The sequence below is a fragment of the Pseudomonadota bacterium genome (assembly GCA_008501635.1).
Taxonomy (GTDB): domain Bacteria; phylum Pseudomonadota; class Gammaproteobacteria; order QQUJ01; family QQUJ01; genus QQUJ01.
In genome coordinates this window covers 1-13,034 of the sequence record QQUJ01000016.1, presented here as the reverse complement: position 1 = coordinate 13,034, position 13,034 = coordinate 1, and the positions used below count along the sequence as shown (strand labels likewise).

Annotated in this window: 9 protein-coding genes and 3 tRNA genes; 10 read left to right on the top strand and 2 right to left on the bottom strand. The window is 55.8% G+C overall.

Translation table 11 applies throughout. The annotated features are described in order from the left end of the window. The first annotated feature begins 64 nt into the window (after nucleotides 1-64). The gene (locus tag DWQ09_07595; protein KAA3628528.1) at nucleotides 65-1,204 is read left to right on the top strand and encodes an N-acetyltransferase; all 1,140 of its coding nucleotides are present in this window, start codon (nucleotides 65-67) and stop codon (nucleotides 1,202-1,204) included. 1 nt (nucleotide 1,205) lies between these two features. Here DWQ09_07595 and DWQ09_07590 read toward each other — a convergent pair whose 3' ends face one another. Further along, nucleotides 1,206-1,922: a sel1 repeat family protein gene (locus DWQ09_07590; GenBank protein ID KAA3628527.1), complete on the bottom strand. Its 717-nt coding sequence runs from the start codon at nucleotides 1,920-1,922 to the stop codon at nucleotides 1,206-1,208. 5 nt (nucleotides 1,923-1,927) lie between these two features. Continuing rightward, on the bottom strand, nucleotides 1,928-3,454 hold the full coding sequence (locus DWQ09_07585; protein ID KAA3628526.1) for an aldehyde dehydrogenase family protein: 1,527 nt from the start codon (nucleotides 3,452-3,454) through the stop codon (nucleotides 1,928-1,930). Between the two features lie 224 nt (nucleotides 3,455-3,678). Here DWQ09_07585 and DWQ09_07580 point away from each other — a divergent pair. The 9 genes from DWQ09_07580 (at nucleotide 3,679) to DWQ09_07540 (ending at nucleotide 12,807) form a co-directional block, all read left to right on the top strand. After that, nucleotides 3,679-3,763: transfer RNA gene (locus DWQ09_07580), tRNA-Leu, on the top strand. A gap of 174 nt (nucleotides 3,764-3,937) precedes the next feature. Next, nucleotides 3,938-5,254: a trigger factor gene (locus tag DWQ09_07575; GenBank protein KAA3628525.1), complete on the top strand. Its 1,317-nt coding sequence runs from the start codon at nucleotides 3,938-3,940 to the stop codon at nucleotides 5,252-5,254. Nucleotides 5,255-5,271: 17 nt separating this feature from the next. Beyond that, nucleotides 5,272-5,904 carry an ATP-dependent Clp endopeptidase proteolytic subunit ClpP gene (gene clpP / locus DWQ09_07570; GenBank protein ID KAA3628524.1) on the top strand — a complete coding sequence of 211 codons (633 nt, stop codon included), beginning with the start codon at nucleotides 5,272-5,274 and terminating at the stop codon, nucleotides 5,902-5,904. Nucleotides 5,905-6,219: 315 nt separating this feature from the next. Then, on the top strand, nucleotides 6,220-7,500 hold the full coding sequence (locus DWQ09_07565) for an ATP-dependent Clp protease ATP-binding subunit ClpX (GenBank protein ID KAA3628523.1): 1,281 nt from the start codon (nucleotides 6,220-6,222) through the stop codon (nucleotides 7,498-7,500). A 197-nt stretch (nucleotides 7,501-7,697) separates the two neighbouring features. After that, the gene (locus DWQ09_07560) at nucleotides 7,698-10,151 is read left to right on the top strand and encodes an endopeptidase La (protein KAA3628522.1); all 2,454 of its coding nucleotides are present in this window, start codon (nucleotides 7,698-7,700) and stop codon (nucleotides 10,149-10,151) included. A gap of 165 nt (nucleotides 10,152-10,316) precedes the next feature. Continuing rightward, nucleotides 10,317-10,589, top strand: a complete 273-nt coding sequence (locus DWQ09_07555) for an HU family DNA-binding protein (GenBank protein ID KAA3628521.1) — start codon at nucleotides 10,317-10,319, stop codon at nucleotides 10,587-10,589. Nucleotides 10,590-10,604: 15 nt separating this feature from the next. Further along, a tRNA-Val gene (locus DWQ09_07550) sits at nucleotides 10,605-10,680 on the top strand. 9 nt (nucleotides 10,681-10,689) lie between these two features. Next, a tRNA-Asp gene (locus tag DWQ09_07545) sits at nucleotides 10,690-10,766 on the top strand. A gap of 148 nt (nucleotides 10,767-10,914) precedes the next feature. Beyond that, nucleotides 10,915-12,807 (top strand): peptidylprolyl isomerase, encoded by a 1,893-nt coding sequence (locus DWQ09_07540; GenBank protein KAA3628520.1) that lies wholly within the window; start codon nucleotides 10,915-10,917, stop codon nucleotides 12,805-12,807. The last annotated feature ends 227 nt before the right edge of the window (nucleotides 12,808-13,034 follow it).

Below are 13,034 nucleotides of genomic sequence, written 5' to 3'. Positions count from 1 at the left end.
CCTCCTACAGGCATGCGCCGTTGAACGAGGATGAAGTAACGTAAAGCGGGAGTCTGTTCAAATCATGGCGCTGCAGATAAAGCAGCACAGCACAATCACCGAGTTACCTGCCCAACAGTGGGCACGCCTGCTCACCCACGACAATCCGTTTGTCAGTCACGCTTTTTTGGCTGCGCTCGAACACAACGGTTGCGTTGGTGCGGCCCTGGGTTGGCAGCCCTGCTTCCTTGGGGCGTGGGAGGATGGCGTGCTGTTTGGCGCGGTTCCCATGTATCTCAAGGAAAACTCTTACGGTGAGTTCGTCTTTGATTGGAGTTGGGCTGACGCCTACCGGCATTTCGGCAACAGCTATTACCCCAAGTTAGTGGTTGCCAGCCCTTACACACCTGCCACCGGGCCGCGACTGCTGCTCGCCGAAGATGCACCGGCCACTTTAGGTCGTCAACTCATCGATGCGGCGATTGCCGAGGCGCGAGGCAGGGGGTTGTCGTCGCTGCACTGGCTGTTCCCTGCACAGGATGAATTGCCCTTACTGGAATCCGCGGGGATGTTGCGTCGGGTGGGAGTGCAATACCACTGGCTTAACCCCGGGTATCGCGATTTTCAGGATTATCTGGATGCGCTGACGGCGGCGAAACGGAAAATGATCCGCCGCGAACGCCGCAAAGTCGCTGAACAGGGTGTCGAAATCGAACGTCGTTTTGGAAATGAGTTGTCTGATTCAGAGTGGCGCGTTGTGTATGCGCTATATGCCGAGATTTACCAGCGCAAATGGGGGTTTCCAACGCTCAATGAGACATTTTTTCGTGAGGTTGGGGAGACCATGGGCGATCAGGTCCTGGTGGTGCTCGCCTACCACGATCGACGCTGCGTAGCGGGTGCTATCGATTTCGTGGGTGGCGGGGTGCTCTACGGACGTCATTGGGGTTGCTTTGGAAATTACGACAGTCTTCATTTCGAACTCTGTTACTACCAGGGTATCGAACTTGCGATCGAGCGAGGTTTGCAGCGTTTCGAACCAGGGGCTCAGGGCGAGCATAAGATCAGTCGTGGATTTCTTCCGCAGTTTACCTGGTCGGCTCACTGGTTGGCACATCCGGGATTTCGCAGAGCGGTCGAGCGGTACCTGCGCACCGAGGCGCAGGAGATGGAACGCTACGCCGCGGAACTGAGCCAACACTCTCCGTTTCGGGAGACGCCGTAATTCAGCGCCGCGGTTGCCAATCTGCGACGCGCCGCTGGACAGCGCTTCGATCTTGTTCGGTGAGCCGGTCGCTGATCTGTTCACGTAACGCACGGGCCTGATCAGCGACTGCGCCAGAGGAATCGCTTGCGAGGGTCGCCCAGAAATAGGCGTCCGCGAGATTTTCCAGGTCATCTGCCGCGAGTTGTTCGGAGAGCAGATACTGCCCCAGCGAATGGTCCTGGACTGCCGCACGGCGAAACCAGCGTACGGCCTCGGCGCTATCCCTCTCCACGCCCCAACCCTGCCGGTAAAGGTTGCCCAAATTCACCTGCGCATCCGCGATCCCGCGGTCCGCCGCCTTGCGAAACAGAATAGCGGCCAGCGCGTAGTCGCGGCTGACACCGTTACCGGCTATGTAGAGCAATCCCAGGTTGAGTTGCGCCTCCCAAACATTCTCTTCGGCCGCCCTCCGGTACCATTCGGCGGCCGCTAGAGGGTCGCGCGTAACACCTTGTCCGCGGTCATAGAGCACTCCAAGCCCATATTGGGCGCGCGGGTAACCCTTTTCCGCAAGCGGTTCCCAGTATTCGAAGGCCTGGTTGAAGTTACCCTTTTCGGCGGCTTCGATGCCCCGGCGGAACTGGGCAGAATCGTCCGACAAGGGCCAGAAGATCAGGAGCGAAGCTGACGCGAGCGCGACGTAGAATGCCAGCGTGTAGTTGCGGGGTCGGCGCATCCAGGTTATTGGCTGTCGAGGTCGAAGCGAATTCCCTGCGCCAGTGGCAATTCGTGGCCCCAGTTGATGGTATTGGTCTGGCGGCGCATATAGGCCTTCCAGGCGTCCGATCCCGCTTCGCGTCCGCCCCCGGTCTCTTTCTCGCCGCCGAAGGCACCGCCGATCTCCGCACCCGAGGTGCCGATATTGATATTGGCAATCCCGCAGTCGCTGCCAACGCTGGAGAGAAATTGCTCGATGTGCTGGAGACGGTCCGAAAAGAGTGCCGAGGAGAGTCCCTGGCCGACCGCATTATTCATGGCGATGGCCTCTTCGAGATCCCGGTACGGGATAAGGTAGAGAATAGGAGCGAAGGTCTCCTGCTGAACCACATCCCAGTCATTGCGGGCCTTGACGATGGTGGGCTCAACGAAGTGGCCCGGTCGGTCGAGCCGGTGACCCCCGTAGAGGATCTCGCCGCCCAGCGCCCGGGCCCGTTCAATCGCATCGAGGTATCCAGCAACTGCAGCCTCGTCGATGAGCGGGCCCATCAGGGTGCCGTCCTCCAATGGATCGCCAATGCGCACCTGCTGATAGGCAATCTTCAGCCGTTGACCGAGCGTTTCGACAATCGATTCATGAGCGATGACGCGGCGGGTCGAGGTACACCGCTGCCCCGCGGTCCCGACAGCCCCGAAGACAATCGCAGGTACCGCCAGATTCAGATTGGCGGTCGCATCGACGATGACGGCGTTGTTGCCCGAGCACTCCAGCAGGGATCTGCCGTAGCGTCCGGCGACGCGCTCACCCACCATTCGGCCGACGCGACTTGAGCCAGTAAACGAGATCAGCGGCAACCGCGGGTCGTCCACCAGTTGCTGCGCCGCATCGCGAGTGGCCGGTTGATAGAGCGTGAAGATGGCGGGTAGCCGCATTTCAAGCAGCACCTCATTGCAGATGCGCTGAACGGCAATGGCGCAAAGCGGGGTTTTTTCGGACGGTTTCCAGATCAATGTATTGCCGCATACCGCCGCGATAAAGGCATTCCAGGACCAGACCGCCACAGGAAAATTGAACGCGGTGATCACCCCGATCGGACCCAGCGGATGCCACTGTTCATACATGCGATGGTGGGGTCGCTCCGAATGCATGGTGCGACCGTAGAGCATGCGTGAGAGTCCGACCGCAAAATCAGCGATGTCGATCATCTCCTGCACCTCACCGTCACCCTCAGACTTGATCTTGCCGCATTCCAGTGAGACCAGCGTGCCCAACGCGTCTTTGTGGCGTCTCAGTGCATCGCCCATGCGCCGCACGGCTTCACCGCGCTGCGGGGCCGGAACTGTTCGCCACTGCCGGAACGCTGCTTGGGCGGAGCGAACGATGGTGTCGTAATCCTCTTGCCGGGCGCACAGCACCTTGGCCAAAGGTTGCCCGGTGGCGGGAGAGCAGGAGATCAAGGGTTGCCGGCCCACACCCCCCAACCAGGTATCGGGATGGGTGCAGCTACCCGGGTTGGATTCCCGGATGCCTAGTGCTTTCAGTTCATTCATGCGGATTGCTCACTGGCGCTGTTGGGTATCGGTGTGTACAAGGCTATAGTCGATTCAAGCAGTCTGCTGTTCCTGCCTCTAGCCAAGGATAGTCAGCCGGTACTCCAACGTCGAAGATCGAGTGGTTTCCGAGCCAAGTATCTCAGAGACTGGGGGTGCGCGGCCTGCGATGGTGACTGTATAATGCGCGGCTTGTGCGGCGCCGGGGTTGCTCGGGGCATTCGGCGAAAGTGGCGGAACTGGTAGACGCGCAGGATTTAGGTTCCTGTGGGGTAACCCGTGAGAGTTCGAGTCTCTCCTTTCGCACCACTCTGTCCATAATTTGATGCGAAATCTGAATCTTAACTGTAGTGACCTCCCCGAGTGGCAGCGATCGGGCCGCCGGGAGATTACCTGCAGATATCAAGGTGACTGGCTGAACAGCCTGTCGAGCGAACCCGCAATTCACGTGGCCCACCGCCACACCAAGTTGAGGTTTTCAGTATGGAAGTTACGGTTGAAACAACCGCAGGTCTGGAACGGCGCATCAAGGTTCAGGTGCCGGCCGAGCGTATTGATTCAGAAGTCGAGGATCGCCTGAAGAACCTTCGGGGTCGGGCCAAAATCGATGGATTTCGACCGGGTAAGGTACCGCTGTCGGTGGTCCGCAGCAAATTTGGCAGTCAGGTGCGCCAGGAAGTGCTTGGCGAAGTGCTGCAATCATCGTTCTACGAGGCCGTCACCCAGGAGAAGCTTCGCCCGGTGGGAGGTCCACGGATCGACCCCCAGGTGATGGAGCCGGGCAAGGCGCTGGAGTATACGGCGGAATTTGAGGTTTATCCCGAGATCGAAATTGGCGATATCGCGGCGATAACCATCAAGCGCCCCCAGGTGGAGGTCGGAGACAGTGATATCGACAAAGTGATCGATCGCCTGCGCAAGCAACGCATTGAGTGGCAACCGGTCGAGCGGGACGCGCAGGACGAGGATCGAATCAAGCTGAATTTTATCGGTACTATCGATGGTGAGGAGTTCGCAGGCGGTAAAGGCAATGACGTGCCCCTGGTGCTGGGATCCGGGTCGTTCATTCCCGGATTCGAGGAGCAGTTGCGCGGAGCCGGTAAGGGCGATCAGAAGACGATCGAAGTCCGATTCCCGGATGACTACCATGCTAAGGATCTGGCCGGCAAGACCGCCCGCTTCGCGACCGAAATTCTGGAGGTGGCAGAACCCAAACTGCCCGAACTCGATGACGAGTTTGTCAAAGGGTTTCAGATTGCGGACGGAAGCCTCGAGAGTTTTCGCGCCGAGATCAAGCAGAACATGGAGCGCGAACTGGCCGATGCGGTAAAGGGGCGTGTCAAGCAGCAGGTGATGGATGGATTGCTTCAGGTTAACCCGGTGGATGTGCCTAAGGCATTGATCGAAGAGGAAATTGACCGGCTCGTTAAGCAAACCAAAGAGCAGATGGCGATGGGTCAGAAGCAACCCCAGGACCTTGAATTGCCACGCTCGATGTTCGAAGCGCAGGCGATACGCCGCGTTACCTTGGGTTTACTGCTGGCGGAGATAGCGCGTAAGCATGAGCTCAAGGTGGATGGTAAGCGTGTGCGCGCCACCATCGAAAAGTTTGCCGCCAGCTACGAAAAGCCCGATGAGGTGGTCAAGTGGTACTATTCCAATCAGGAACACCTGTCCAATGTCGAGTCCATGGTGATCGAAGACCAACTCGTGGACTGGGTGCTGGAGCAAGCCAAGGTGAGTGACGAGCCGATGAGCTTCGATGCCGTCATGAATCCGGAAGCTGAGAAGAGCCAATAAGTCGAGGAAATCATTAGATGAATGACGTCAGGTCAAAGGCGGATTACGAAGACACGGTTATGAATCTGGTGCCGATGGTTGTCGAGCAGACCGCGCGCGGCGAGCGCGCGTACGATATCTATTCCCGCCTCCTCAAGGAACGCGTCATCTTCCTGGTCGGGCAGGTAGAAGACTATATGGCGAATCTGGTGGTGGCCCAATTGCTGTTTCTCGAAGCGGAGAATCCCGATAAGGACATCCATCTTTATATCAATTCGCCCGGTGGAGTCGTCAGTGCCGGTCTCTCCATTTATGACACCATGCAGTTCGTGAAACCCGACGTGAGCACCATGTGTATTGGTCAGGCGGCAAGCATGGGCGCATTGATCCTGGCAGGCGGGGCCGCGGGGAAACGTTTCTCCCAGCCGCATTCACGGATGATGATCCATCAACCGTTGGGTGGCGTACAGGGACAGGCCGCGGATATCGAGATTCACGCCCGTGAGATGCTGAAGGTGCGCGATCGGTTGAACAAGATTCTGGCCGAACATACCGGCCAACCACTGGAAAAGATTAAAGTTGATACCGATCGTGACAATTTCATGAGCGCTAACGACGCCGTTGAATACGGCCTGATCGATTCCGTTCTCACACACCGCGCGGGTCCCTGATTATCCGGGAACGAAGCGCCTTGCAATCGACTCCAAAGTCCATCGGGTGCTGAACGGGTGGGTTTCTGAGAGTACGAACACCGGCCAATTAGCCTAAATGCGCAGTGGGTTCCGGTTTGGGTTCTGATGCCGAATACCCTAGGAGTTCATGGAGTGTGTGACTCTTCCCTGGGTGGCACTTCACTCAGACCGGATCGTGTACAAGCTGCAAGTGATTGATTCAGATCAATCTGCTGGGTTTATCAAGCTTGCATATTCGAACATTTCGTAGCAATGTTGAATCAGAAACGCTCGTTATTTTGGTGAGGTAATGGCATGAGCGATGACAAGCACGGCAAGAACGAAGACGGAAAGCTGCTCTACTGCTCTTTCTGCGGCAAGAGTCAGCACGAAGTCCGGAAACTGATTGCCGGGCCATCGGTATACATCTGCGATGAGTGCGTTGAACTCTGTAACGACATTATCCGCGAGGAGATGCAGGATAAGTCGGGCAGTGAGGGCGGCAGTCGCCTGCCAAAACCCCAAGAGATCAAACAGATCCTGGACGAGTATGTCATCGGGCAGGAACGCGCCAAAAAGGTCCTGTCGGTTGCGGTATACAACCACTACAAGCGTCTCGATTCCGATCTGAAAAATGACGATATCGAATTGAGTAAAAGCAATATCCTGCTCATCGGTCCGACAGGCTCCGGTAAGACGCTGCTCGCCGAGACCCTGGCACGGCTGCTCAACGTGCCCTTTACCATCGCCGATGCGACAACACTGACCGAAGCCGGGTATGTCGGCGAGGATGTCGAGTCGATCATTCAGAAGTTGTTGCAGAAATGCGATTACGATGTCGAAAAGGCAGAGAGTGGCATCGTCTACATCGACGAAATTGATAAGATCTCGCGTAAATCTGATAACCCCTCCATTACTCGGGATGTTTCCGGAGAGGGTGTGCAGCAAGCCCTTTTGAAACTGATCGAGGGAACGGTTGCCGCCGTTCCACCGCAGGGTGGGCGTAAACACCCTCAACAAGAGTTTTTACAGGTCAACACGGCCAACATCCTGTTCATTTGCGGCGGGGCGTTCGATGGTCTGGACAAGATCATCAGGGGACGTTCGGAAAAGGGCGGAATCGGCTTCTCGGCGCAGGTCAAGAGCAAGGATGACAAGCGCAACGTGGGCGAGATCCTGCTCAATGTCGAACCTGAAGATCTGATCCGCTTCGGTTTGATTCCGGAATTCGTAGGCCGTATGCCGGTAGTCGCGACGTTGGAGGAACTCGATGAAGCGGCGCTGATGAAAATTCTGGTAGAACCCAAGAATGCCCTTACCAAGCAGTATCAGAAGCTCTTTGAGATGGAGGGTGCAGACCTCGAGTTCCGCGACGAGGCGTTGCTCGCGGTATCGCGGAAGGCGATGGAGCGCAAAACCGGCGCACGAGGCTTGCGCACCATCCTTGAGCAGGTGCTGCTGGATACGATGTACGACCTGCCCTCCATGGATAACGTGAGCAAGGTGGTCATAGACGAAGCAGTTATCACAGGCGACTCAGACCCCTACCTGATATATGAGGGCTCCGAGCAACCTCGGGTGGCGTCGGAGAAGTAGCCTACCCCATCCTCCATTGGGCAGGTTCGTGACCGCCCGAACGGAGTGAACAGGGTGATGGACGCAACAGGCCGGGTGGGCTTGAATTCTCCCCGCGGAGCCACAATGTGGTGAAGCATCCAACTCTTCCACGGCCGACCTGAGAACAAGCTTTGTTCCGCTGGTTGGCCCCGCAGTAGCCGAGAGAGGCGCCTGACATGGAACAATCTGATCACCTCGAATCGACCGCAGACAACGAGCCGCGCGAATTAACCATATTGCCTCTGCGCGACGTGGTCGTATTCCCGCACATGGTTATTCCGTTGTTTGTCGGGCGGGAAAAATCCATCAATGCCCTGGATCTTGCAATGGAGCAGGACAAGCAGATCCTGCTGGTGTCGCAGAAGAGTCCGGAAGTGGATGATCCTGGTATCGAAGATATCCACACAACCGGTACGCTCTCTAATATTCTTCAGCTTCTAAAACTGCCTGACGGGACGGTCAAGGTGCTCGTCGAGGGTGAACGGCGGGCCACGGTGGCGCGTTACCTGGAAACGGAGAAGTACTTTTCTGCAGATGTGGTTCCCGTGGTTGAGAGCGACGATACAGATGAGCGCGAATCGGAAGTGCTGATCCGCTCGGTAATGTCGATGTTCGATCAATACGTCAAACTCAACAAGAAGATCCCACCGGAGATCCTGACCTCGGTGGCGAGCATCGATGAATCGTCACGATTGGCGGATACTATAGCCGGACATATCCCACTGAAAATTGAGGAAAAACAGCAGATACTTGAGATGTCCTCACCGCGGGAACGTCTCGAACACATGCTCGGTGTCATGGAGTCAGAAATTGACATACTGCAGATGGAGAAGCGCATCCGTGGACGTGTCAAGAAGCAGATGGAGAAGAGCCAGCGCGAGTACTATCTGAATGAGCAGATGAAGGCAATTCAGAAGGAGTTGGGCGAACTGGAGGATGCTCCCAACGAGATCGAAGAACTCGCGCAAAAGATCGAAAAGGCAGGCATGACAAAGGAGGCCAAGGAAAAGGCGAATTCCGAGCTGAATAAACTGAAAATGATGTCGCCCATGTCTGCGGAGGCGACCGTGGTTCGCAACTACATCGATTGGCTGGTGAGCGTGCCATGGAAAAAGCGCTCCAAGATTCATCGCGATATTGCCAAGGCAGAAGAGGTTCTAGAGGCGGATCACTACGGACTGGAAAAGGTCAAGGAACGTATTCTCGAGTACCTCGCCGTACAACAGCGCGTCAAGAAGCTCAAAGGCCCCATACTCTGCCTGGTCGGTCCACCGGGTGTGGGCAAGACGTCCCTGGGGCAATCGATCGCGCGTGCCACCAACCGCAAGTTTGTTCGCATGTCACTTGGAGGTGTGCGTGACGAGGCGGAGATACGCGGGCATCGGCGCACCTATATCGGATCGCTTCCGGGCAAGATCGTGCAGAATCTCTCCAAGGTCGGAACCCGCAACCCTTTGTTTCTTTTGGACGAGATCGACAAGATGTCGATGGATTTTCGCGGTGATCCGTCGTCGGCGCTTTTGGAAGTGCTGGATCCCGAGCAGAATCACACGTTTGCCGACCATTATCTGGAAGTGGATTTTGATCTCTCCGAGGTGATGTTCGTGGCAACCGCCAATACTCTGAACATACCTTCGCCGTTGTTGGATCGTATGGAAGTAATTCGCCTGGCCGGTTACACCGAAGACGAGAAGATCAATATCGCTGCCCGTTATCTCATTCCTAAACAGGTAAAGAATAACGGTTTGAAAGAGGACGAACTGCATATCGCCGAAGGGGCGCTGCGCGATATCGTTCGCTTCTACACGCGTGAGGCTGGGGTGCGAAACCTGGAGCGCGAAATTTCAAAGATCTGCCGTAAGGTGGTGAAAGAAATATTGTTGAAACCCAGGGAAGAGCGTACAAAAATTACGCCGAAGAACCTGGATAAGTATCTGGGCGTGAAGCGCTTCCGCTTTGGGCTTGCTGAGGAACACGATCAGGTCGGGCAAGTGACGGGTTTGGCTTGGACGGAAGTGGGAGGCGAGTTGTTGACCATCGAAGGATCGGTTATTCCAGGTAAGGGAAAGCTCATTCATACCGGGCACTTGGGTGAGGTCATGCAGGAATCGATCCAAGCCGCAATGACTGTCGTGCGCAGCCGCGCGACCGTGCTGGGCATCGATCCGGATTTCTATCAGAACAATGACGTGCACATACATGTTCCAGAAGGCGCCACACCAAAGGATGGTCCAAGTGCCGGTATTGCGATGTGTACTGCTTTGGTTTCCGCGCTCTCTGACGTTCCAGTCAGGTCTGACGTCGCGATGACAGGTGAGATCACCTTGCGCGGTGAGGTATTGCCTATCGGTGGATTGAAAGAAAAACTCCTCGCAGCGCATCGCGGAGGAATAAAAACAGTATTGATTCCGAAGGAGAACGAACGTGATCTTGTCGATATTCCCAAGAATATTCAAAAAGATCTCGAAATATACCCGGTACAGTGGATAGACGAGGTGCTTGAAGTGGCGTTACAGAAGGTACCACGTCCGCAGAGTGAAGAGGACGTCGCCGTCAAAGAGGGTGACGAAGAGAGCGTATCTCAGCAAGAAAATACCGATGAAAATACGTCGCGTCCACGCGCCCACTAGTACAAGGGCACTTCCTTGACAGGGCGTGCGAGGGGCCTGTATAAAGCCCATCTTACGCCACCGGTGGCCAGGTGTTTTGGGGTTGCTAACAAGGACAGCCCGGTCACATCAGGAAGTCCCATCAAGGCAGTTACAACCTAACGAGGAAAAAGGGGGAATACCTTAATGAACAAAACCGATCTTATCGACGCCATTGCCGAATCCGCTGACATCTCCAAAGCAGCAGCTACCCGGGCCCTGGATGCTGTGACCGGTTCGATTGCCGGTGCCTTGCAGAAGGGTGATCAGGTTTCACTCGTGGGCTTCGGAACCTTCCTGGTACGTGCACGCGCAGCGCGCAGCGGTCGCAACCCGAAAACCGGCGAAACCATCAATATTGCTGCCTCAAAAGTCCCCGCTTTCAAGGCTGGCAAAGCCCTGAAGGATGCCGTAAACTAGCGCGCCTTCGTAAATGGGTGCTTAGCTCAGCTGGGAGAGCGTCGCCCTTACAAGGCGAATGTCGGGGGTTCAAATCCCTCAGCACCCACCAGGTTATTTCGGAGTGGTAGTTCAGTTGGTTAGAATACCGGCCTGTCACGCCGGGGGTCGCGGGTTCGAGTCCCGTCCACTCCGCCAACTGCCCGGGAGAGGGTGCCAATCATGAGGCACCCTTTTTTCGTTGTGATGGATAAAAAAATCCAGGGCAGCTGCCGACAGTCAAGGGTCTGACGCTGGAGCGAATGTATCGAGCCTCCAGCGCACCAATAAAGAGTGAGCGAACTCCATGCTGCAAGCCATTCGTGAGAAAGCCCAAGGCTGGATAGCCTACGCCATTGTCGGATTCATCAGTATCCCCTTCGCGCTATGGGGAGTGAATCAGTACTTTGATGGTGGTGGTGAACTCAACGTAATTTCTATCAATGATCGTGACGTAACTCAGCGCGAGTTTCGTCAAGCCTACTCTGACCAACGGCGCAATCTGCAACAGTTGATGGGTGAAAACTACCGTCCTGAACTCATTGATGAAGATCGTGTGCGGGAGCAGGTGATCGATAACCTGGTCGAAAACGAATTACTGATCACCTCTGCCGACAATCGGGGGTTTCGCATCAGTGATGCCCAAGTGGCAGAGGTCATCCAATCAGAATCCTCCTTCCAGCGCGATGGGCGTTTTGAGCGCACTTTGTTTGAACAGTACCTGCGCAGTCAGGGCGAGTCGGCGGACAGTTTCGGGTATCGGTTGAAGAGCATCATGTTGCGCAATCAGATGCAGGGCGGCATCGCCGGTTCCGATTTCGTTACACCAAAAGCGCTGAGCCGCCTGGAGAATCTACGCAGTCAAAAGAGGGAGATTGAGTACGTAGTTGTCCCCAAGGATCACTTTGCGGAGGGGAAACCTGCGGACAGCGAGATTGCCGCTTACTATGAAGAAAACAAACCGCGATTCCTCACCCCCGAGCAAGTCAGAGTTGAGTATCTTGAGCTGAAACTCGCGGATATTGCGGCGACCATGACACCCGATGAGACGGCGTTGAGACAGAGATACGAAGAGCAGAAAACCCGTTTCGGGACACCTGAGGATCGACAGGTCGCCCACATACTTGTGACGGTGGATGATGAAACCAACGAGGAGCAGGCCAAGGCCAAGGCAGAATCTTTGCGCAAGCGCATCCTCGGTGGGGAGCGTTTCGAAGACCTAGCGAAGAAAGAATCGCAGGATCCAGGTTCTGCGGATCAAGGCGGAGATCTGGGTTTCATCGGACACGGCATCGTAGATGCGGAGTTGGAAAAGGCCGCCTACGCGATGGGGCTTTCAGATGTCAGCGAACCAGTGCGTTCGGCATTCGGTTATCACATCCTTGTGGTCAATGCGGTGAAACCGGGCAGCATCAAATCGTTCGAGACGGTCAAAGAACAATTGAAAAAGGAAATGCAGCGCGAGATGGCTGAAAGCCAGTTCTTTGAACAGGCAGAACAGCTGGCGACCGCAGCTTACGAAAATCCAGAAACGCTTACTGTCGCGGCGGAGCGTTTAGCCATTAAAGTCGCTCAGAGTGATTGGTTCTCTCGCGAAGGTGGTGAAGGGATTGCGCGCAATCCTCGTGTAATTGCGGCAGCGTTCAGCGATGACGTACTGAACCGCAAGAACAATAGCGAACCACTGGAACTGAGTGCAGAGCATTACGTGGTAGTACGAATACTGGAACATCAACCTTCCCGGCAACAAACACTCGATGAAGTACGCGATCAAATCATAAGCTCTATGTCGGTTGAAATGGCGAAACAGCGTGCCCGCGACATGGGGCGGGCATTGGCGCAGCAACTCAAGGACGGTGCCCGGTTGGTAGAACTTGCAGCGGCGGAAGGTTTGGAGCTGAAAAAGCCGGCACCGGTATCGCGTACGGATGGAGAAATCCCCGCAGAGTTGCGTGGGCTTGTCTTCCAACTGGCCGCCCCCGATGCCGGGACCGTCAGTGTGGGTGGCGTGAGTTTGGGGAATGGTGATTACGCAGTTGTTGCTTTGACAGGGGTGGCCACTGACGTTGCGAACGAGTCGGAAACGGCGGCAGCGCTGAAAGACGCAGTGCTTCAGGCGCGTGGTCAGAGTGCGGTTAGAGCTACAATCGAATCCATGCGGGCCAAAGCAAAAATCCGCGTTAATCGGGAGAACTTCTAGAACCTATCTGAAATTCCCGGTGTGCTGTGCCGGTCGCTCACGGGGGATTTTAATGGAATGGTCGCCCCTTCCTTACCCGGCATCTGAGTGCCACAGTGGGAGCGTGAAGCAAACCACTTAACAGAAAGGGGCGACCGAGATGAAGATTACGACAGTAGGGATTGATGTGGCAAAGACGTTGTTGCAGGTTCATGGTGTGGATGAGCGAGGTCGGGCGGTTATTCGAA